Here is a 21,810-nt window from a genome sequence, read left to right on the forward strand (position 1 = left end):
ACAAGTGTCGCTGCAGACGGGAATCTCGACCGGCCGCACGAAAATCTTCGTCGCTGGACCGGTCGATGTGTCCCTTCTCCGCAACTATTCTCCGCTGACTTCTGCAACGGCAGCTTCCAGCTTCGCTCTTTGTTCTTCGTACTGTTTGTCCGACAGTGGAACGTATCCCGATTCTTTGACCAGATCTTTTCCTTCGTCCGACAAGTAGAACTGAAGAAACTCGACCATGGTCGCATCTTTCAGCTTCGCTTTGTTGACATAGAGGAACAACGGTCGAGACAGCGGAGTGTAAGTTCCGTCTTCAATCGTTTCAGGATTCGGAGAAACAGGCTCTCCGCCATTGTCGGCAATCGCAACAGCTCCGAGTGCCCCTTCGTTTTCGATGTAGTAGGCGTACCCGAAATATCCGAGTGCGTACTTGTCGCCCGAGACACCTGTCACGAGGAAGTTATCATCAGCACTCTGCTGGTAGTCGCTGCGACTTGCGCCTTCTTCGCCACAAACCACTTCAGTGAAGTAGGCGAACGTTCCGGAATCAGTGTCTGGAGCGAACAGCTTGATGATCTCTTCCGGGAAGTCGCTGCGGACTTCATTCCACTTCGTGATCTTGCTTTCCGGTTCCCAGATCTTCTTGAGTTCTTCGACTGTCAGATCTTTGCAGAAATCATTTTCCGAGTTCACAACGACGGTCAACCCATCAATTGCAACGGTCAGTTCGAGGAATTCGATTCCGTTTTCTTTGCAGAGTTCGATTTCCGATTCTTTGATCGGACGGGACGCATCGTTGATGTCCGTTTCACCCTGCACGAACTTCTTGAAACCGCCACCAGTTCCGGAAGTACCGACAGGAACGCGGACACCCCGATGGGCGATCGAAAACTCTTCCGAGACAGCCACAGAAACAGGAGCGACGGTACTTGATCCGTCAATAATGATTTCGGAACCAGCACCCGAGGTTTGTGAGCCTCCTTCACCAGAACCGCTTCCGCCGCAGCCCATCGCCACGAGCGTGCAAGCACACACCAAAACAGTAAACATACGGACCATTGGGGATTCTTCCTGTCCGGGAAAGTTGAAGAATGAAACGTGATGATTGATCAGAGATGACTCTAAAGCTCAATTGTTAAGACGGCAAAACCCAATTGTTAAGAAAGAGCAAATCTTCACAATCAAATTGATTCCAGTGACTGCTTCAGGTCATTGATCAGATCATCGACGTCTTCCGTGCCGATTGACAGTCGCACCAAATCGGGCGTAACCCCAGCTGCTGCCTGTTCTTCCGTCGTCAACTGCTGATGCGTGGTACTTGCGGGGTGAATGATCAAGGACTTGCTGTCACCGATGTTGGCCAGGTGGGAGAAGAGCTTCAACTGATTGATCAATTTGATGCCATTTGCAGTCTGCTCTTCAGCGTTGCCTCCGGTGATCCCGAATCCGAAGACCGCACCACAACCGTCTGGCATGTACTTCTTCATGCGAGAATGAGACGAGTGCGATTCCAATCCGGCGTAGTTCACCCACGAGACTTTAGGATGCGATTCCAGGAATTCAGCAACCGCCTGGGCATTCTCACAGTGACGTTTCATCCGCAAGTGGAGCGTTTCGAGTCCCTGGAGGAACTGGAAGGCGTTGAATGGGCTCAAAGCTGGTCCCAGATCCCGCAGTAGCTGAGTCCGAATCTTGAGGATGTACGCCAGATTCATCGGCCCGAACGTTTCGAAGAACTTGAGTCCGTGGTACGAAGGATCCGGTTCCGTCATTTCGGGGAACTTCCCGTTGTCCCATGGGAATCCGCCCTTCTCAACGATGACACCACCAATCGACGTTCCGTGACCGCCGATGAACTTGGTACACGAAGCAACGACGATGTCCGCACCGTGCTCAAACGGACGGAAGAGTGCCGGAGAGGCCATCGTGTTGTCGACAATCAACGGAATCCCGGCTTCGTGGGCGATTTCGCTGATCGCGTCGAAATCGGGGATATCACAACGTGGGTTCCCGATCGATTCGAGATAGATGCAACGAGTGTTTTCATCGATTGCGGATCGGAAACTCTCTGGCTCAGCAGCATCGACGAATTTCGTCGTGATTCCAAACTTCGGAAACGTGTAGTGAAACAGGTTGTAGGTCCCGCCATACAAGCTTGCTGAAGAGACAATATTCTGACCAGCTTGTGCGATGTTCAGAATCGCAAGAGATTCGGCAGCTTGCCCACTCGCAACCGCCAGCGCTCCGCTTCCTCCTTCGAGCATCGCCAGTCGCTTCTCGAGAACATCATTCGTCGGATTCATGATCCGGGTGTAGATGTTGCCGAATTCCTGAAGAGCAAAAAGACGCCCAGCGTGATCGGTATCGTTGAAGACAAACGATGTCGACATGTAGATCGGAACGGCCCGCGCGTTGGTTGCCGGATCCGGAACCTGCCCGCCATGAAGACATGCTGTGTCCAGTTTCATTGAAATCTCTTCCATCTCACTCGCTCCCCGTTCGAATCTCACAACCTGAAAAACAAATCTATTCCCGACGAATTCTCACGCAACACTCGACCATTCCTGCGGTCTCTCTGTACTCGCCTGAACTCGTTTCTATTGAAGAATGCTGCGTTTGCTCGTCCGAGTTGGTGCAAACCAAAGATGACAATACTCGAGAAATGACGGACGGCTGCTGTCCTTCTTCGTCGAGCATGCACACCGATGAGATAAGCCGGCCCCGATGAGCCGCCGACCTGCTGCACGCGTATGCTAGTCACACCCTTCAACAATCTCAAATGCGCGGTCATTTGAACTCGACGCCCGATCTTCTTTCAGCTACCGCGACTTCTCCAATTGGGAAACCCGGAATTTCGGCCGCGTCGCGACTTTGATCTCCTATCGAACGGCAATCACGGGCGGGTCATAGACCAGATACAACGCACCGACAACTAACAGAATGATCACCACTGCATCGGGTTCGAGAAACAGAACACGCTTTTCAGCCCGATAAAGCAAACCGATCACAGCCACGGTCGTGATGATGACAATTGAGACCGCTGTGACGATGTGAGTCAACGACGCAGATGCCAGGATCGGATCGGGACTCGCGAAGTCAACGAGTGCGAGAATGAAGATGTTGATGCAATTGCTTCCGAAGATATTTCCGACCGCCATGTCAAACGCACCGAGCCGAATGGCTGTGTAGGTCGCAACAACTTCGGGGAGTGAGGTGATCAGCGCGACGAAAACTGTGCCGAAGAACGTCTGGCCAAGACCTGTCAATTCCGACAGATCATTCGCGACATGGGCAAGCTGAGGGGCTGCGAAAAGGATAACAGCTCCGCTTCCCAGATAAATCAGGATCGCCCAAACGAGTGATTTCGACTTCGGCGCCATTTCAATTGCCGGTTCATCAGCCGGAACCTGCTGATCATTATAGATGAGCCGCATGCACGCGAGATACACAAAGAAAATGGCCCAGGTTCCGAATCCGAGCCTCAGGAATCGGAAGTCTGATGTAATCAACAGCCCGAGCATGACAACCGCCGCAAGCAGAATGCAAACCGCCGCTGAGAGAGCGTGTGCAGCTGCGAGCCGGGAAAGCATCCGCCCGCGTGTCCTCGTGACCAGATCCATGATGGCCAAAATCAACAGATTGAGAAGACAGCTTCCGAGTAACTCTCCCACCGTCAGATCAATGGCTCCGATCGAAACCCCGGTATACCCGACCAAAAGCTCCGGAAGACTTGTTGCCCCCGCAAGCAGCACAAGACCAGCCATCGAGTGCCCCAAACTGGTTGCAGAGGCAATTTGATCGGCCGAGTTCGCCAGGAAGACCGCAGCGATAACAACAAGCGCGGAGAGACCACAAAAGAGCAGCAGGAGTTCAACCACGGAAGTTCTTTCAGATTATGGCAACGAAAATCGTGACGAGCCAGACAGACCTAAACGGCAAACGCCTGAATCATTCACGGGATCACGGAAATCACGAATTCGCGATATCGAAAACTGGTTTTGAAACTGCCACTGACTCGATGACGTTTCCGAACGTTGCCCTCCCGACCGGTTTTGAGATCAATTCGAGAATCCCCAGCACTCCTTGATAGAAGCATTCATCGAAAGAAACGAGTCTCAACGACTGCATCAAGCTTTAGTCCCCCATCCAGATCGCTGTCATCAACGCATGGACTTCGGGCAATTCTGTTTTCAACTCCCCGCGAACGAATGGGAAAAAGTCATTAGTTCCGAGAAACGACTCACTCATTTCCGCGAAGAATTCCTTGTGATTCGTCAGTGCATAGTGCGGCCGCATTTTCCCATCGATATGAAGCACAGATTCATACTTTCCGGAATCAACAAACTGCTGATGCGCGTCCCGAATGAATTTCTCATTCCATCCCAAATACTGATCATGGTACGCATGAGCCAGTTCATGAAGCAGGCTCCACGGTTGAGCTTGATTGGAAATATGATCGACAAACCTTTGAGCTCGAGCGATGTGAACGGACTTCTCCATGCTGGGATCGTATCCATGATCTCGAAGCCATTGCGCATTGGGATTATACTGCATCGAGGTCAACTCGTGCTCCCCGTCGAGCCAGATGGGAACCTCCTGCAATTGCTCGATTCGTTTCTTCGGCAAACGCAATTCAACTCGAAGAGTTTGTCTTCCAACAGCCTCAGCGCAGTCTCTCCGAGAGCCTCCTGCTCACCAGACAAAAGTTTTTCGTCGACGTAAACGGTCCAGCCTTCGATATCTCGCGACTGATGGTTCAAGTTTTTTGACTTGTCACCAACGAATGCGACTTCACCGGCATCTGTTGCGTCTGAAGTCGGGATGACGATGGTTTGCTCTGCTTCCGTACATTCAAATTCTTCATGAACTCGGCCGCTTGTGGATTGAACCCGGAATTGATGACCGATCGTTGTCTGAATTCTTCGCGACTCTCCCACTTCAATTCCTTTGAGCGGGACGCTCTCCGCGTTTTCCGGAAGCCAGAACAACTCGAGAAACTCTCCCGTCTGATTTGTAATTGTGAGAGAAGGTCGCTTCGCAGGCGGCAGAATTTTGGGTGCAAAGTCTTCCGGAATCAATTCGCGAAACTGGGCGAGAACATCAGCGAAGTATTTGTTGGACGCAAGATTCGTCCACTCGTAGGGGTCGTCTTCGATGTTATAAAGCTCTTCGCTTCCGTCGATGTAGCGGATGTACCTGTGTTTCTCGCCACTCAACGAGAAGACCCCGGGGCGGTCGAGGTGAGTCATTGGAACTTCATCCCATTCCGCTTCCGGATCCTTCAACAGCGGCACGATGCTTCTTCCATCGTTGTCACTTTTCTCCGGAATGCCAGCCAGTTCGGTCATTGTCGGGAAGAGGTCGAGAAGACTCACTGGACGCGAACAGACAGCTCCGACAGGTGTTCCTTCCGGAAGTGCTTTGAACCCGGGAGGAACTCGGATCATGAGCGGAACGCGTGCGCAGACTCGCCAGGCGGTGTATTTCTGCCAGTGCTCTTTCTCACCCAAATGCCAGCCGTGATCACTCCATAGAATGACGATCGTCGAATCAGCATTCGGCCCCTCTTCCAATGCATCGAGAACCCGACCAAGCATCTCATCCGCGAAGGCAATTGAAGCCAGATAGGCTTGAATGGCGTTTCTCCATTCCCCGTGTGCCTGTATGTGTGGAAAGTACCGATTTCGCGCGAGTGCACGGGCTCTTTCCGGGACATCAATCAAGTCTCCCGGCTTCCAGCCAGGCGGAATGCGAATCGACGAGACGGGGGGAACGCGGTCGAAATATCGCTTGGGAACAAACCACGGTTCGTGCGGTCGATAAAAGCCGCACGCCAGCCAGAACGGCTGATCGCGTTTCTTCTTGAGTTGTTCACTGACCCATTCGGAAACCAGATAGTCGCCTCCAAACTCTTCATCGGTCGCATCAAGTGCTCCCCAATCTGTCTCGATGTATTGCCAGTCGCCAGCACGTGGCAAGCTGACCGGTCGATTGCTCGGGTAAAGAGTTCGCGGAAACGGATTCTCTGACTCCGCCTCGGGAAAGTATTCAGTCCACGAATCCGCATCGATGAAGTAGTGCAGGATTTTCCCCGATCCTCCGGACCAGTACCCATGCTCAGAGAAATACTTCGGAATGATTTGAGCATCCGGAAGCACTTGCCGCATGCTTTGTCGATTCGCATACAAGCCGGAAACATGCGGAGAGATCCCGGTCATGACTGCGGTGCGAGACGGATTGCACGAAGCGGCCGGACAATAAGCGTTCGTAAACAAAACGCCCGAAGCTGCCAGTCGATCGAAATTCGGAGTGATGGCCTGCGGATGTCCACCAAGGCAGCCGATCCAATCGTTGAGATCGTCCACACAGATAAAGAGAAAATTCGGTCGTTCATCTGCCGCTGCCAGAAAACTGGCGTGCCAACAGCAGATCATGAGGATGAAAATTCGGAACATCATGCGTCAGTCTATTTCGAAGATCAGGTCTGTTCGGCATTGTGACGGGATCAGTGAGTTTCGTCGAGTCGTCAATCACAGCGAAGCCACCGGAAACGATCTTCCCAATCTCGTCACAGACGCTTCCTGCGATGCCCCCGTCAATTGACGACGACGCACTGTGTCGTTCAACTGCACAGTCTCTCCTTCTCTGCCATCCTTTGGAACACCAACCATGAGACCCCGGATCTCAGCCTTCCCGAAATGCTATCTCGATGCCATCGCCGGTGAGAGATCAATGACTGTCTTCGAGTGGATCGAACTCGCACAAGGCCTTCCGGCAGAAGGTCTCGAAATGTACGACGGGTTCTTCACGTCGACAGAAGATGCCTACATCGACGAAGTCGCCGCCGCTGTTCATCGTGCAGGGTTCGTCGTTCCGATGCTTTGCTGCTCTCCCGATTTCACCAATCCGGAAGCATCACAGCGAGAGGCCGCCGTTCAACGTCAACTCGAAATGATCCGCGTTGCGCATCGCCTCGGCGGAGAAGGAACCGTTTGCCGCGTCTTGAGCGGGCAACGATATCCTGAAGTCGAACGCGAACAGGGGATTCAATGGGTGCGCGAGTGCATCGACCAGCTTCTCCCAACCGCGCGAGGCCTTGGAATCATCCTCGGTCTCGAAAACCACTACAAAGACGGGTTCTGGAAATACCCCGAGTTTGCACAGAAGCAGGACGTGTTTCTTGAGCTACTGAACGCAATCCCGGAAACCGAATTCTTTGGAGTGCAATACGATCCTTCCAACGCAATCGTCGCTGGCGATGATCCCATCGAATTGCTTCGGGCCGTCGCGCCGCGAGTCGTCAGCATGCACGCCAGCGACCGGTATCTTGAAGAAGGAGCATCACTCGAAAGCCTCAAGCAGTCGGACGGAACGCTTGGGTATTCGTCGTCTCTCAAACATGGAGTGACCGGCAAGGGACTCAACGACTACGACGCCATCTTCTCAATTCTGGCCAGCCACAACTACACCGGCTGGATCAGCATTGAAGATGGAATGAATGGCATGGACGAGATGCGCGAGTCGCTCGAATTTCTGCATTCGATGGTCGACAAGTATTTCCCCCAGGCATAACGCTTTCCGAAGCAGACCCGGCCCTCTGCTTCTTTCTGCATTGTCCAGCCACCGCACTCATCTTTGAAGACAAGCTTGGGCGAGTCCACAGAAACGACACATTCCAAATCGGTTCAGATTCATGACACAACTACGCACAGCGATCGTCGGATGCGGCAAGGTTGGACAACTTCACGCCAACGCCTTGGCTTCGCTGCCTCAATCAGAACTGGTCGCCGTCTGCGACAACCAACTCTCGCGGGCAGAATCTTTCGGCTCAGAGTATGGGGCTCTCGCTTTCGCATCCGTGGACGAAATGATCAACAAGGCGAAGCCCGACGCATTGATGATCTGTACTCCTCATCCGCTGCACGAAGAACCGACTGTCGCAGCATTGAAGCGAGGAGTTCATGTCCTCGTGGAAAAACCCCTTGCGTCAACACTGGACGCTTGTGACCGCATGATTCATGCTGCCGATAAAGGAAACTCGAAACTGGGCGTCGTCAGTCAACGACGACTGTTTGAACCTGTCCAACGCATGAAAGCGGCCATCGACGCCGGGAAAATCGGCAGTCCTGTGCTGGGGACGTTTTCCATGTTCAGCTGGAGGGATGAGGCGTATTACAAGTCTGATCCCTGGCGCGGACAATGGAAAACAGAAGGAGGAGGTGTCCTCGTCAATCAGTCCCCGCATCAACTCGATTTACTGCAATGGATGATGGGAGACATCGCCGAAGTTTCGGGCTACTGGGGGAACCTCAATCATCCGTATATCGAAGTCGAAGACACCGCCGTGGCAGTCATTCGATTCCAATCCGGCGGGCTCGGAAACATTGTCACGAGCCTGTCACAAAACCCGGGAATCTACACGAAGGTTCATGTTCACGGGTCCAACGGAGCATCTGTCGGAGTCCAGACAGACACCGGCGCGTCGTTCGTCGCTGGGATGTCGAAGATCGCGGACCCACCACTCAATGATGTCTGGACGATCCCCGGCGAAGAACATCTCCTCGAGCAGTTCATCGCAGAAGACCGTGCACGATTCGGCAGCCTCGATGCGACACAACATTATCACACGCTGCAGATTGCCGACTTCCTCGACGCGGTCATTCAGGATCGCGCCCCTATGGTGACCGGTCGCGAAGGCCGGACCGTTGTCGAGATTTTCACCGCAATCTATCGGTCGAACGAAACAAGACGCCCGGTCGAGTTTCCGATCGCAGCTGACTGATCAAACAGCGAACTGATCAAGCAACCGACTGCCACCCCAAGACACGAAGCAGCGCAGTCGAGCAACCGCAGAGCGATTTCGCAGACAGACTATTCGGCATCCTGAGCGCCGGTTTCGATCGCCACGTTCTTTGGCTCCGGAATGTCCAGGTGTCCGGTCTCAATCTCCTGGACTCTGTGAAATTCATCTTCCTGATCGTAGATCATATGAATCGATCCGTACGTCATCAGAAGACCATCCCAGCGATACGTCACGACCTGAGATTTACCCAATTCGAGAGCGTTGTAGCTGATCTCGGGAGCCCCATAGATGAGGTTGCTCTCGTGAAGATCGTAGATGTTGAATCTCTGTTTGTTGTCGGCAGGAAGCTTCTCGATTTCGTTCTTCAGACCGGAATATGTGAGCAGATAGCTTCCGTAGGTGATGCCTTCCCACACGACTCCGGCAGCGACCAGACAGATGACCAAAAGCATCAATACTCGAACAACCGGGTTCATTCCCCGCTTCGCTTCAACGGCATCATTTTCACCCGGTGCCTGAGCGTTCTCATCGACACCCGGCCCACTTTCCGAACTTCCCATCGCAAATCTCCCCGGTTCAAGACATCGTTAGTAATTCCGGAATAAAACCCCTGACAACAAAACTCAACATAACTGCTAACTCACAGCACGCATAATAGGGGGCCAATACGTTTTCCGGCGCATATATTGCGATTTTTGAGATCAAATCCTGTTGACGCATTCTTGAAGTTCACGTTTATGTTGTCTAGCATAGACGAATCAACACATCTATTCATGTCATGTCGCGCGGTTTCGTTTTACCAATTTCTCTCACAAGATTCATTTGTACTCAACGAAAGGCCCCCCAAGATGCCCACACACGGTTCACCACTCTCTTCTAACAGGGCTGGCTCAAAGCGTGGCTTCACGCTGATCGAGTTGCTGGTCGTGATCGCAATTATCGCGATTCTGATCGCACTCCTGCTTCCAGCTGTGCAGCAGGCTCGCGAAGCCGCACGGCGAACACAGTGCAAAAACAACCTGAAGCAATTCGGGCTGGCGATGCACAACTACCACGACGTCTACAACATGTTCCCAATTGGTCATCAATACCGGGGATGGTTCAACGGCGATCCAAACGTCAACCCAAAACAGGGTGGCTCAGCTTACGGATGGGGATGGGCACTGTTGCCTTACATGGATCAGGCTCCCCTGTTCAATCTCTTCTGGGCAGAACAACAAGTTGCCTGGGCGAATCCCGGACCAAACCAGACTGCGGAACAGACAAACGTTCTCCTTGCTCAAACCGTACTGCCGATGATCAGTTGTCCGTCTGACACCAAACCGACCAACCAGAATGATGGAGCGATCCCGAACTCCGCGACTTCCAGCTACCAGGGTGCCTCCAGTGCTTACAACGGCTATCAGGGGAACAACGTCACTGCGAACGCCAACACTCGCCGGTTCAATGGCGTCTTCCGCCGCACAAACAGTGGCCCACCAACCCGTATTCGTGACATCACCGATGGAACAAGTAACACCATCGCCGTCGCAGAAACTCGCTGGGGAATGCAGACCAACGGTCTGAATCGGTCACGTTTCTACGGAGCACAAGACGGCAACGGCATGAATGGAGCTCAGGGAGCAACCAACGCATTGCTCGTCCAAGGCGAATGGGCAATGAACTGGCTTCAGATCGAAGGGAACACTCAACCTCACCGAACAGCAGGAAGCCTGCACATCGGTGGAGCTCAGTTCCTGTTCTGTGACGGGACCGTCCGTTTCCTAAGTGAGAACATTGAGCATACTGCAACACCGTGGATCAATTTGAACAGTGCTTTCCGAACTGTCGACATCGCGAGCAATCCAAACGCTCCATTCTTTGGAACGTACCAGAAGCTGTTCGCCCGTAACGACGGAGCTGTCCTTGGCGAATTCTAATCGTTCGCCTGTGTATTGCGGATTGCTCGTTCCGCGAATGTTCACTTCGGTAGGATGAGCAACTGATCGAGAATATGGCACGGGCAGATGAAACTGCCCGTGCTTTTTTCTTTTCCGAAACGCAGAAGTCTCCATTCGGAGACGTGCAGATCGAACAGAATCCAGATATGTTCATTTGAGAACATGTTTGTGCAAAACTGCCCAACACATAAACGTCTTCAGAGTGACTGGCGAGTTTGGTCGCCTCCGTTTTTGGCAGTGCCAGAACAAAATTCGCCAGTTTAAATTCAAATCGCCCCGCCTGAATGCAGGGTCATCAATCGGTGGAAGGAATTCGAGTCATGAGAAATCTGATTTCACTTTGCGGAATTGTCGCGATCAGCGCGATGGGATGTGGTCCCAGTGGTCCCGATATTGAAGGAGTTCACGGGAAAGTGACGATGAACGGACAGCCATTAAGAAACGCGTCGATCGTTTTTATGCCCGTCGAAAGCGGTCGTCCAGCTGGGGCCCGAACTGACGAAGAAGGCATGTACGTCCTTAACTTCTCAGGCGGACGACAAGGTGCTCAAGCCGGCGAGTATAAAGTGCGCATCAGCACAGCCAGCGACCCAATGGCTCAGGAAGATGGAAGCACAACTCCTGGATCACCGGAAACGGTCCCTCTGAAATACGGTGCACAGACGACTCTAACAGCAACTGTCGTCGAAGGTGGTGATAACGAATTCAACTTCGATATCACTTCCGAAGGTCCTGTTGCACAAGCGGAAGACGGATATTAACAGACTTGGTTCGTTTGATACTGCGTCAGCTCCATCGACACTCGTACGAGTCAACGACTCATGATCAGATGATTGCTGACGACAGTTTCATCCGAAGACGATCTCAAGCCCTCCGAACGCTCATTGTGTCGGAGGGCTTTTTTGTGCGCCGATCTCGTGAAGGCATTTCACTCTGAAGCTCTCATCTCTTGACACGAGAACTTGACCAAAGCGATCACTTGTCGTTTTCACTCAGATCACCGCACCTCTCCTAGAGTGCCTCTCAACCTCAATACCTCGTCTCAAAATTGCAGTTTTTGATATGAATCTCGACGAAGTCATGATAATCGCAAGTTTTACCTTGCGATCCAGAAATCTTTCTGTAGGATAAACGCATCAAATCCGACTTACACGTCTTCCGAATTCATCACGAATTCTTTTTATTCAGTTTCCTCTCTCTTCATTGGAGGATGTCACATGCCCGCAACAACTCGACTCAAACTTCTTTCCAGGAATCAGCGTGGATTTACGCTGATCGAACTGCTGGTGGTGATTGCGATCATCGCAATTCTTATCGCCCTGCTGCTCCCGGCAGTTCAGCAAGCACGTGAAGCAGCTCGACGGACACAGTGCAAAAACAACCTGAAGCAATTCGGGCTGGCAATGCACAACTACCACGACGTCTACAAGTCTTTCCCAATCGGACACCAATATCGTGGTTGGTTCAACGGAGATCCGGAAACCAATCCGAAACGAGGCGGTTCCGCCTACGGTTGGGGCTGGGCGCTTTTGCCATATATGGATCAAGGTCCATTGTTCAACCTGTTCTGGGCTGAACAACAGGCTGCTTGGGATCAACCAGGACCAAATCAACAAGTCGGTCAAGAGAACGTCACTTTGTGCCAAACTGTCTTGCCGCTCTTCAGTTGTCCTTCTGATACCAAGCCCTCCAATCAGAATGATGCAGCCATTCCAAACTCCGCAACAAGTAGCTATCAGGGTGCTTCCAGTGCCTATAACGGTTACAATGGCAATAACGTGACAGCCAACAATATCCCACGCCGTCGGAACGGAATCTTTCGAAGAACCAACTCAGGACCACCTGCGAAGATCCGAGACATCACCGACGGAACAAGTAACACGATTGCTGTCGCTGAAACACGCTGGGGGATGCAGACCAACGGTCTGAACCGATCTCGTTTCTACGGAGCTCAGGACAACAACGGTCTGACGGGTGCTCAAGGCGCATCTAACGCCCTTCTCGTTCAAGGTGAATGGGCTATGAACTGGCTTCAGATCGAAGGAAATCCGCAACCGCACCGTACTGCAGGAAGCCTGCACGTGGGCGGTGCTCAGTTCCTGTTCTGTGATGGAACCGTTCGCTTCCTCAGCGAAAACATTGAGCACACCTCCACACCGTGGATCAATCTCAACAGTGCGTTCCGAACTGAAGACGTTGCGAGCAACCCAAACGCTCCGTTTTTCGGAACCTATCAGAAGCTCTTTGCACGAAACGATGGAGCTGTGATCGGAGAGTTCTAAGAGGACTTCAATCCAAAAACCTCGACATCAACACCCTCGGAGTACACCATGTGCTCCGGGGGTGTTTGCATTGATGGGAACCCATCCAACTCCACCGGGAGGCTGCTGAACGCGTTCACTTTCACCGGTTGAACACGGTAAGGAGGATGATGCACCTGCCCGGTCGCAATTTCACCGGGTCGTGTTTCGCTGAACAGGATGTATCGCTCCACAAGAAAGAAGTCGAGTGTACCCGGCTCGCTGGGACTCGCCGTTTCCTGCGGTTGATACTCGAATTCCATCGTCCTTCGTTGTTCGTCTCGAAACTGACTCGTTCGATAATGAACCGCCCCAGCGTCATCGACGGACGCAAACATCTTTCCCCAAACGTACGGAAGCCCGAACAGCTTTCGAGCGAGCATCACCGCCAGCCAGCGATTCGCTGTGAGCGAGAAAAACCAAACCCCGGGCGTGCCGTCTTCATTGAAGGCATACGTACGGACGTTCAGCTCCAGAAAGTTGGAGATGTACGGCACCTGCGACGACCACGACGGCCGGATCTTCCGCATCAAAAACGGGACGACACCAATCCAGGCCGCCCCATCGAATGTGTCCACCGTCAACCCGCGCGGAAGTCGTCGCTGGATCAGTTCGGGATCGATCTTCCAATGCAGAAAGAGCAGTTTTCTCCACGACTGAAACATGACAGGGCGATCATCAGGACGGGTTTGTAATGCCTGACGTTGCTGCAGAGTCGGCTGAATTGTGTCCATCGTTTTGCTCTTCTCGTGATTGTTTGAGCATTTCTTGATTCGGTTTAAACGCACTCGCACGAGCAAACGCAGTCTTTTATCTGATGAATCAGCGCAAGCGAGTGCACCGGAAAGAGCAACTTGCTCTCGACCGATCGTCCTGACCAGTTCATTTTGACGAATCACCTTCCGCTCGCAATCCCCGTTCATCGATCCGTTGAACTCCCCATTCCAATGGAGCGCACGTCGTTGCAGTTTGAGCTTCCTGAGATCGCGATCGTCCGGTTCAACAGCGCGAACGGGAGGCGACTTTTCGAATCGAAATCCTCCGATAAATGGAAAACTTTTCCGGCGAAACTGATCGGGCTTTCCTGAAATCAGGGCACTGTTTGAGTCCACTATTCAATGTGGGTTCAAAAACTGTTATCACAATCGAGCACGGAGTACGTTTCCCGAACTGGATCTGCGGCCATGACCCCCTCGCTTCGACTCGTTTTCGCTGTCCACAACCACCAGCCGGTCGGCAATTTCGACGGGGTGTTCGAACAGGCCTGTGAAGAGGCTTATCTTCCCTTCATGGATGTCGTGGACGACTTCCCGGATCTTCCCGTGACCATGCACATTTCGGGCAGCCTGCTGGAGTGGCTCGAACAGCATCGAACCGATTACCTCGACCGAATCAAAGCCTCGGTCGCTGCCGGTCACATGGAAATCCTCGGCGGGCCGTATTTCGAATCAATTCTGGCATCAATCCCGGGACGTGACCGGATCGGCCAAATTCAGCTTTACGTGAAGCATCTCGAAGAACTCTTCGAAACGCGCGTCCGTGGAATGTGGGTCCCCGAACGTGTCTGGGAACCAGCCTTCACAAGTGACCTCGTTGATGCGGGCATCGAATACACAATCCTCGACGACTCCCACTTCCGGTGGGCAGGGTTTTCTGATGACAAGCTGCATGGGCATTACCTGACCGAAAACGAGGGACGGCTGCTGTCTGTCTTCCCCGATGATGAAACGCTGCGATACACGATTCCCTGGTCCGAACCGGATGAGACAATCGCCTATCTCAGACAACTCGCTGAGAAGTTTCCCGGAACGGTTGTCTCTTTTGGTGATGACGGAGAAAAATTCGGATCATGGCCGGGAACCTTCAACCATGTGTACGGTGACAAACAGTGGTTGCGACGGTTCTTTCAGGCGATTCGTGAACAATCGGAATGGCTGCGCGTCGTAACGATGGCTCAGGCGGTCGATTCCGTTGCTCCGAGCGGAAAGGTCTATCTGCCGAATGCCAGCTACCGGGAAATGACGGAATGGGCATTGCCGACCGATCAACAGATCGTTTACCAGCAGACGCGGCAGCACCTTGAAAAACTCGACGACTGGAAAACGGTTCAGCCGTTCTTCCGGGCTGGGATGTGGCGCAACTTTCTCGTGAAGTATCCCGAAAGCAACGACATGTATTGTCGGTCGCTGGAAATCAGCCGTCGACTGGCAGCGATGGAAGACGACCCGCATCATCCTCTCAGCGAGTCTGTTCGCGATTCGATTCGCCTCGAACTTTATCGCGGTCAATGCAACTGCCCGTACTGGCACGGAGCTTTCGGGGGCCTCTATCTTCCTCACTTGCGAAACGCCATCTATCGCCATCTCATCGCTGCCGACACGCTTCTTGAGAAAGCCAGCGGGCGCTCCGGTCGCTGGGTCGACATCAGCGCGGAAGATTTCAACCTCGACGCTCGACAGGAAATCCGAATCGCTTCGGATCGGTTGATTGCGTACCTGAGTCCGGCTCGTGGCGGGCATCTTTACGAACTCGACGTGAGAAGCATCGAGACGAATCTGCTCTCAACGCTCAACCGTCGTCCGGAACCGTACCATCAGATGATTCTCGACATCGGAGGAAAGAGCGAAAGCGTCGACGACATCGACTTCAACAAGCATGAAGGGGCTCGGTTCAAACAGGACAATCTCGATCAGCAAATCGCCTACGATCGCTGGCCTCGCAAGAGTCTGGTCGACCACTTCCTGCGACCCGGAACAACCGCTGAAGACTTCGCTGCCGGCAACGGAGAGATTGGTGATTTTCTACTGGGAGTCCACGAGTCAAAAACGCGGAAGTCATCCAGTCGCGTCGAAGCCATTCTCTCTCGCGAGGGACGACTCGGGGAACACTGGATTCAAATGACGAAACAGATTTCGCTCGACGCGGCTCGCACAGGTCAACTTGAGTTTGACTACCGCCTCAATCAACTTCCGGTCGGAGAAGAAATTCAGTTCGCTGTGGAGTTCAACTTCTCAAGCATGCCAGCGTCGCAACCAGATCGGTACTTCTACGACGAATCCGGACGCCGCGTCGGTCAGTTGGAAACCGTATTGAACCTTTCCGATCAGCAACGCATCGGACTTGTTGACGAGTGGCTGGGCGTCGACACAACGCTTGAAGCTTCGGTTCCGTGCAATGTTTGGACATTTCCGATTCAGACCGTCAGCCAAAGCGAAGGCGGATACGAACTGGTCCATCAAAGCAGTGTCGTTACGTTGGTCTGGAACTTCGTTGTGGATGAGTCACGGAGTTTCCATGTCCAGATTCAACAATGCGTGGACACCTCCGCGGCTCACGCACGCCAGCTCGCAGCATTCTCCTCAGAAAGCTGAATCCGTTGGGAACTGTCGATCTCGCGAAAAGTGACAATCACTGATTCTGCGGTTGCGCCATCTCAATGTGATTGACTTGAGTCTGATCGGCTTCAATGTGTTCGCCTCCGTTCTTCCAGTCGCTTGTCAGCCAAATCGTGGCGACTCCATTGCGACCGGAGGTGACGACGTTTCGACCATCCGGAGAGACAGCGAGTGATGTCAGTTCACCTCGCTGTTGCGCGAGCGTAAAGATTTCTGTTCCCCCATGTCCGGGAGTCGCGTCCCAGACTTTGGCGGAGGCATCCGCGCTGGCAGTAAATAATCGGGCACTGTCTTGAGAAAAGGCCACGCTGGTGACAGCAGAAGTGTGCCCTTCGCAAGTGGTGATCAAATCCCCGGTGGCAGCATCCCAGATTTTCGCGGTGTTATCTTCTCCTGCGGTGACGATCAGCTTTCCGTCCGGAGAAAACGCTCCTGCCAGCACAGCCCATTCATGTCCACTGAGAACTCGCTGTTGTTCTCCCGTCTTCCGATCCCAAAGTCGAGCTGTTCGGTCGTTCGAAACCGTGAGGATCTGATTTCCATCAGGCGAAAAGATTGCCAGCCGAACCCGACCGGTGTGACCAATGAAGGAGACCTCGACTGATTTCGTTTCCAGGCTCCAGAGTTTCGCCGTTTGATCGTCCGAAGATGTTAACACCTGCAAGCCATCCGGAGAGAACCGGACACTGTTGACGTAAGAATCGTGGCCTCCTTCAAGCTTCTCCACAACCTGACCGGTTGTCGCATTCCAGATCTTGACGGAGTTGTCCCAGCTTCCCGTCGCGACAAGTGTTCCGTCCGGTGAAAAACTCGCTGACGCCACTGCTCCATGCGGGCGAAATGCCATGACTTCGCGACGAGTTGCCGCATCCCACAATCGGGCATCGGTTCCGCCAACAGTCAGAATCGACTTTCCGGCCGGATCAAACTTCGCGGACCAGACGAGACCGCCAACGACTTCGAAATCGAGAACCGGCTGACTCAACGTGTTGTCCGAAGACGTCGATGTCAGATCGAGAACTCTCACCGTATTGTCATTGCAAACGCATAGCACCCGTTCGCCGTCGGGAGAGAATGCCACGTCATTCACACTGAATGATTCAACGTCGACAGAAAATTGTTCCTGCCCGGTGAGCCGATCCCACATGACAATTCTTGATCCCGGATTCAGCAGGTCATTTTCAAGAAGACTGACAGAGATGACCGAACGACCATCCGGAGAAACAGCTACGCTCGAGACTGCCGTCGAGTGGCCGAGAACCTGTTCCACAATCTCTTCACCCGTTTCAGCATCAACGGTGCCCACGGTGTGATCATGGCACGCTGTCAGAATTTGCTGACCGTCGGGAGAGAAAACGACCTGCGAGATCAGCCGGTTGTGATGACGAACCTCCCAGAGCACTTGAGCCGTTTCCGCGTCCCAGAGAATCATCCTCCCGTTGGAATCACACGTCACCAGCCGATTCGTGTTCGGAGAAAAACAGACGGAAGTCACGCGCCCATGATGCCCTTCAAGTCGGACCGGTTTGATTGGAAGATCTTCCACCGAATCGATTGATTCAATGGCTGCCTGTCTCAACATTTCATCCAGTCGCCACAACTGAGTTGACTGGTCATTGCTTCCCGTGACAAGCCACTTTCCATCGAAAGAAATGCCGATGACTGCTGACTGTCCGGTCTTGGGAATTTCCAGAATTTGAGCCCCTGTCCCAACATCCCAAAGGCGGACTGTATCGTCCGCTGCTGCTGTCGCAAGAATGCGTCCGTCAGGAAGGAACACCGCGTTGGACGTCAGAAATTGATGGCCTTCGGCGAGTGTCAATTCCAGCTCGCCGGTATGCGCATTCCAAATTCTTCCGGTACGGTCTCGACTCGCAGTGACGATTCTTCCTCCCTGCGGATCGTACGCAACATTCAGAATTGCGTCGCTGTGCCCGGAGAGTCTTCGCCCATTCAGAACACGGATTTCTTCATATTGATCAATGTTCCATGCGACAGCCCGACTGTCCTTGGCCCCGGAAAAGATCGTCCGGCCATCGGAGGAAATGTCGACAGCTCGAATTTCCCCGAAGTGGCCGCGGAACGTTTTGATGGTCGAAGTATTCGTGGTATCCCAGACCTTGATGGAATTGTCACGTCCACCCGAAATGAGCAGTTCACCGTCTTTCGAGAAACAGAGTGCATGGACTGACGAGGAATGCCCTTCCAGAGAATCGAACTCAGGTTCGGGAACTTCGTCGTTCAAAATCTGACCGAGATCGAATGCCGGAAGCTCGGAAGGATTCCACAAGAGAATCCGGGAGTCATAACCACCTGTCGCGACATACTGCCCATTGGGTGAATAAGCGACAGAATAAATCGGTCCTTCATGCATCATGAAGACGGCATCCTGTCGCGCTCGCACTCTCGTTTCTCGATCAGGCGTTTCCTGAGCGACAAATCGCACAGCCATTGCATCGGCTTCCGGAACCGTTGCATCAATGGACCAGACGATGGCTTTTCCGTCCTGACTGACGGTGACAAGTTGTCGAGGAGACGATGCCGAATCCAAGTTGAAGTCGGGCGCAAACGCAGCATCCCAAACCCACCACGAATGTCCGTCAAGGACGACAAGCTCGCGAGGCTGCCGAATGTCCGAAACATCCCAAAGACGTGCGGTCTCATCATACGAACAGCTGATGAGCTGTTGGCCGTCAGGTGAAAACTCGACATGCAAGACCGCATCGCTGTGACCGTTGAACGTCGCGACCTGTTCTCCCGTGGACGCATCAAATATCCGAATGAGACCTTCCGGACCACTGCCCCCCAGTGCGACATACTTTTGATCCGGAGACCAGCAGGCGGAATGAACATAGAGACCTGCTTGCGGAAACTCGCGGACGACTTCCTTCGAATTGAGATCCCAGATTCTCGCGGAATGGTCCCAACTCGCTGTGAGAAGAAACTGATTGTCGGGAGAAATTGCGACGTCGTCGACCGGTCCGGATGTATTGAACTCGGTTGAAATCTGTTCGCAAAGGTGCATCAAGCGCCCCCACTCCCAGTCACGCAAACGGGGCGGACATTGATTCAACAAAGAGACCGCAACGTCAAAAGCATTCTCTTCAATTTTTGCGGAGGCCAAGCCGATGCGAGCGATGTACGCTTTGTATTCCTCTGCCTCTTTCGCAACTTCGGCTTTCCGCTGATTGGCCTCGGCAAGAATTCGCTGGTCGTCTGCGATCTCTCGCTGACGTTGGGCCTCATCCCGTTCCGTTTCTGCGATTTCTCGCTGATTGTCGACTTCCGTCAAGGCAACCTGCAGATTCGAACGAGCCTTTTCGGCGATCTGTTTCTGTTCTGTCGCCAGGTCCCGCTGCTCTTCAGCGATTCCTTGCTGAATCGTCGCACGATCGCGCTCACTCACGGCGATTTTTTGCTGCTCGACCGCAAAGTTCCGTTCCGACCGAATCCAGAAAAAGGCCCCGGTGACGAGAATCAGAATCCCGGCCACCATGGCTGCCATCGTCCGCTTGGCAACTTCCAGTCGGCGACGACGCGCATCGCGTTCGGTCCGGTCGAACTCAATCTCTCCTCGCATCTCCTGATGTTCAGGGAGCTTCGGAGAAAGGAGCGACAACGCGAGATCGTAGTCCCCATTCGATCGCGCATGTTTGGCATAAGCGAAATTCGCCTGATCGATTCCCGATCGAGCTTCTTCGTTTCCTTCCCACAGTTCGTGGGCTTGCTCAAATCCGAAAACAGCCTTGGAATAATCTCGATAATCCCCCGAAGACTGTGCCCGTTCCAGATCCTGACGAGCTCGCTTCGTCAGAGCCAAACTCTCTGAGTGATCGAGATACGATCGCAGTTCCTTTTGAAACTCAGAGACCGACTGGTGACGCTGTGCCGGTGCCGTCGACATCGCCTTCCGCGCGATCTCGATCAGTTCGCCTTGTTGATCGGTCTCGCGAATTGTGTTTCGCATCGCTGCGAGAAGCGCGTCTTTGACACTCTTGCCCGGATGCGGAGGCACTCCCGTGACAATCTCCCACAACATCGCCCCAAGAAGATAGACGTCACTGGTTTCCGCGATCCGATTGATCGGCCCGGTCGCCATTTCCGGAGCCATATACGCCGGAGTCCCTCCCATTGCTGGGGGGATGTTGACGCTTCCAGCCTTTTCAAAGTGCTTTGTCGGGAGAGCGAGGCCCCAATCCATCACGAGGACTTCACCGAAGTCTCCGAGCATAATGTTCTCAGGCTTCAAATCCCGATGGATGACTCCTCGAGCATGCGCGAAAGCAATTGCATCTGCGGTGCGCAGCAGAATTTCCAGATTTTCATGCAATGACTTCTGGTTGATCACCTTCGACCACGGCGTCCCCTGCACTTGCTTCATTGCATAGAAAAGGGCGCCCTGAGAGTCGTTCCCCAGATCGTAAATCGGAACGATATTCGGATGATCCAGATCACTGGTGACAATCGCCTCAGCGAGGAATTTGTCTCGCTGATTCTGTTTCTGATCTTTGGTCCCCTTGATCATCTTGATCGCGACATCACGATCGACCGATGTCTGGCGTGCCGACCAGACAATTCCCATTCCCCCTTCACCGAGAACTTTCCGAAGTTCGTACTCCGGAGCAGTGACGAGCGTCATCGTATCGGTTGCGGTCGAGACGGACCGGTTGGGGATGGACCGCAAACTGGTAGAACGAGACTCAGTCACCTGCTGCGGAACGCTGTCGCCTCCGCCAAACCGAGTCGCTTTGATTGTCGCCCCCGGCGCAGACTCGTCTTCCGCATCCCAGTTCAGGTTGAGTGTTTTCAGTTCGTTGCTGCTTGGCCCGGTAGGATGGACATCGGGAATGGTTCGTTGAGCCTGTTCATTTTCCCGTCGCTGAATGTCAATGGTGCCATCGCCGATCGTCGGGTTCTGGTCGCCCTGATCGTTTTCGCCGTCGATGGAGTCCATCACGAAAGTTTGATCGGCCTCCTGGCTGACAACGTCCGACAACCCACCGTCGATTGTCCTGTCTGCGTCCCCCACGTCCTGAACGAAAGTCGCATCGGCCGTTTCGGAAGGGTCCTCATCCTCTGGCTCGTTTGGCAGCATAAACGTTTGATCCGCCAACGTGTTGCCATCGTCTTCGACTTCAAACGACTCCACCACGAGTTCAGAGATTGATTCGGGTTCGTCGATGGCGTTGAGATCAAGCGTTCCTTCGAGGGCCCCATCCTGATCGAACTGTTCAGGAAGTTCGTCTTCCATAAACGTTTCACTGGAGTGACTCTCGTCGTCCGCCTGCTTCAACGGATGCTGACACTTTGGACACACAACCAGATCGTCGGACGAGAGGTTCGCACCACATTCAGGACAAGTTGTCATCGCTGGACCTTCCGGA

15 protein-coding genes are annotated in these 21,810 nt (G+C 53.3%); 7 read left to right on the top strand and 8 right to left on the bottom strand.

Annotation, left to right across the window (positions count from 1 at the left end; genetic code table 11):
• Positions 1-84: 84 nt before the first annotated feature.
• From KOR42_RS09330 to KOR42_RS09350, 5 genes are all read right to left on the bottom strand, one after another.
• On the bottom strand, positions 85-1,047 hold the full coding sequence (locus tag KOR42_RS09330) for a PstS family phosphate ABC transporter substrate-binding protein (RefSeq protein WP_146509072.1): 963 nt from the start codon (positions 1,045-1,047) through the stop codon (positions 85-87).
• A 122-nt stretch (positions 1,048-1,169) separates the two neighbouring features.
• Positions 1,170-2,471 carry an O-acetylhomoserine aminocarboxypropyltransferase/cysteine synthase family protein gene (locus KOR42_RS09335; RefSeq protein ID WP_146509074.1) on the bottom strand — a complete coding sequence of 434 codons (1,302 nt, stop codon included), beginning with the start codon at positions 2,469-2,471 and terminating at the stop codon, positions 1,170-1,172.
• A 396-nt stretch (positions 2,472-2,867) separates the two neighbouring features.
• Positions 2,868-3,866 (bottom strand): sodium:calcium antiporter, encoded by a 999-nt coding sequence (locus tag KOR42_RS09340; protein ID WP_146509076.1) that lies wholly within the window; start codon positions 3,864-3,866, stop codon positions 2,868-2,870.
• A gap of 256 nt (positions 3,867-4,122) precedes the next feature.
• Positions 4,123-4,542 (bottom strand): M90 metallopeptidase family protein, encoded by a 420-nt coding sequence (locus KOR42_RS09345; protein WP_197441008.1) that lies wholly within the window; start codon positions 4,540-4,542, stop codon positions 4,123-4,125.
• Positions 4,543-4,547: 5 nt separating this feature from the next.
• On the bottom strand, positions 4,548-6,446 hold the full coding sequence (locus KOR42_RS09350) for a sulfatase (protein WP_146509080.1): 1,899 nt from the start codon (positions 6,444-6,446) through the stop codon (positions 4,548-4,550).
• Here KOR42_RS09350 and KOR42_RS27365 point away from each other — a divergent pair.
• The 3 genes from KOR42_RS27365 to KOR42_RS09360 all read left to right on the top strand — a co-directional run bounded on the left by KOR42_RS27365 (position 6,445) and on the right by KOR42_RS09360 (position 8,770).
• Positions 6,445-6,591: a hypothetical protein gene (locus KOR42_RS27365; RefSeq protein ID WP_231740821.1), complete on the top strand. Its 147-nt coding sequence runs from the start codon at positions 6,445-6,447 to the stop codon at positions 6,589-6,591. The genes KOR42_RS09350 and KOR42_RS27365 overlap by 2 nt on opposite strands.
• A gap of 66 nt (positions 6,592-6,657) precedes the next feature.
• Positions 6,658-7,560, top strand: coding sequence for a sugar phosphate isomerase/epimerase family protein (locus KOR42_RS09355; protein ID WP_146509081.1), 903 nt, complete (start codon positions 6,658-6,660; stop codon positions 7,558-7,560).
• 121 nt (positions 7,561-7,681) lie between these two features.
• Positions 7,682-8,770, top strand: coding sequence for a Gfo/Idh/MocA family protein (locus KOR42_RS09360; RefSeq protein WP_146509083.1), 1,089 nt, complete (start codon positions 7,682-7,684; stop codon positions 8,768-8,770).
• A gap of 89 nt (positions 8,771-8,859) precedes the next feature.
• Here KOR42_RS09360 and KOR42_RS09365 read toward each other — a convergent pair whose 3' ends face one another.
• On the bottom strand, positions 8,860-9,351 hold the full coding sequence (locus KOR42_RS09365) for a hypothetical protein (RefSeq protein WP_146509085.1): 492 nt from the start codon (positions 9,349-9,351) through the stop codon (positions 8,860-8,862).
• A gap of 288 nt (positions 9,352-9,639) precedes the next feature.
• Between KOR42_RS09365 and KOR42_RS09370 the strand changes: the two genes are divergently transcribed.
• From KOR42_RS09370 to KOR42_RS09380, 3 genes are all read left to right on the top strand, one after another.
• Positions 9,640-10,710, top strand: a complete 1,071-nt coding sequence (locus KOR42_RS09370; protein ID WP_146509087.1) for a DUF1559 domain-containing protein — start codon at positions 9,640-9,642, stop codon at positions 10,708-10,710.
• 341 nt (positions 10,711-11,051) lie between these two features.
• Positions 11,052-11,492 carry a carboxypeptidase-like regulatory domain-containing protein gene (locus tag KOR42_RS09375; protein ID WP_146509089.1) on the top strand — a complete coding sequence of 147 codons (441 nt, stop codon included), beginning with the start codon at positions 11,052-11,054 and terminating at the stop codon, positions 11,490-11,492.
• 456 nt (positions 11,493-11,948) lie between these two features.
• The gene (locus KOR42_RS09380; RefSeq protein WP_146509091.1) at positions 11,949-13,013 is read left to right on the top strand and encodes a DUF1559 domain-containing protein; all 1,065 of its coding nucleotides are present in this window, start codon (positions 11,949-11,951) and stop codon (positions 13,011-13,013) included.
• Here the strand turns inward: KOR42_RS09380 and KOR42_RS09385 are convergent.
• Entirely contained in the window at positions 13,010-13,765 is a 756-nt protein-coding gene (locus KOR42_RS09385; RefSeq protein WP_197441009.1) for a YqjF family protein, read from the bottom strand. The two genes, KOR42_RS09380 and KOR42_RS09385, sit on opposite strands and share 4 nt — an antisense overlap.
• Positions 13,766-14,215: 450 nt before the next feature.
• Between KOR42_RS09385 and KOR42_RS09390 the strand changes: the two genes are divergently transcribed.
• Positions 14,216-16,402 (top strand): alpha-amylase/4-alpha-glucanotransferase domain-containing protein, encoded by a 2,187-nt coding sequence (locus KOR42_RS09390; RefSeq protein ID WP_146509095.1) that lies wholly within the window; start codon positions 14,216-14,218, stop codon positions 16,400-16,402.
• A gap of 37 nt (positions 16,403-16,439) precedes the next feature.
• Here the strand turns inward: KOR42_RS09390 and KOR42_RS09395 are convergent, their stop codons facing one another.
• A complete protein-coding gene (locus tag KOR42_RS09395; RefSeq protein WP_146509097.1) occupies positions 16,440-21,794 on the bottom strand; it encodes a protein kinase domain-containing protein in 5,355 nt (1,784 codons plus the stop codon).
• Positions 21,795-21,810 lie beyond the last annotated feature (16 nt).

This window comes from Thalassoglobus neptunius, from assembly GCF_007859735.1.
GTDB classification, from domain to species: Bacteria; Planctomycetota; Planctomycetia; order Planctomycetales; family Planctomycetaceae; genus Thalassoglobus; species Thalassoglobus neptunius.

What these genes read in the sequence shown, in the direction of transcription:
- KOR42_RS09330 (WP_146509072.1), bottom strand. Translation starts at nt 1,047, where the DNA reads ATGGTCCGTATGTTTACTGTTTTGGTGTGTGCTTGCACGCTCGTGGCG.
- KOR42_RS09335 (WP_146509074.1), bottom strand. Translation starts at nt 2,471, where the DNA reads ATGGAAGAGATTTCAATGAAACTGGACACAGCATGTCTTCATGGCGGG.
- KOR42_RS09345 (WP_197441008.1), bottom strand. Translation starts at nt 4,542, where the DNA reads ATGCAGTATAATCCCAATGCGCAATGGCTTCGAGATCATGGATACGAT.
- KOR42_RS27365 (WP_231740821.1), top strand. Translation starts at nt 6,445, where the DNA reads ATGCGTCAGTCTATTTCGAAGATCAGGTCTGTTCGGCATTGTGACGGG.
- KOR42_RS09350 (WP_146509080.1), bottom strand. Translation starts at nt 6,446, where the DNA reads ATGATGTTCCGAATTTTCATCCTCATGATCTGCTGTTGGCACGCCAGT.
- KOR42_RS09355 (WP_146509081.1), top strand. Translation starts at nt 6,658, where the DNA reads ATGAGACCCCGGATCTCAGCCTTCCCGAAATGCTATCTCGATGCCATC.
- KOR42_RS09360 (WP_146509083.1), top strand. Translation starts at nt 7,682, where the DNA reads ATGACACAACTACGCACAGCGATCGTCGGATGCGGCAAGGTTGGACAA.
- KOR42_RS09365 (WP_146509085.1), bottom strand. Translation starts at nt 9,351, where the DNA reads ATGGGAAGTTCGGAAAGTGGGCCGGGTGTCGATGAGAACGCTCAGGCA.
- KOR42_RS09370 (WP_146509087.1), top strand. Translation starts at nt 9,640, where the DNA reads ATGCCCACACACGGTTCACCACTCTCTTCTAACAGGGCTGGCTCAAAG.
- KOR42_RS09375 (WP_146509089.1), top strand. Translation starts at nt 11,052, where the DNA reads ATGAGAAATCTGATTTCACTTTGCGGAATTGTCGCGATCAGCGCGATG.
- KOR42_RS09380 (WP_146509091.1), top strand. Translation starts at nt 11,949, where the DNA reads ATGCCCGCAACAACTCGACTCAAACTTCTTTCCAGGAATCAGCGTGGA.
- KOR42_RS09385 (WP_197441009.1), bottom strand. Translation starts at nt 13,765, where the DNA reads ATGGACACAATTCAGCCGACTCTGCAGCAACGTCAGGCATTACAAACC.
- KOR42_RS09390 (WP_146509095.1), top strand. Translation starts at nt 14,216, where the DNA reads ATGACCCCCTCGCTTCGACTCGTTTTCGCTGTCCACAACCACCAGCCG.
- KOR42_RS09395 (WP_146509097.1), bottom strand. Translation starts at nt 21,794, where the DNA reads ATGACAACTTGTCCTGAATGTGGTGCGAACCTCTCGTCCGACGATCTG.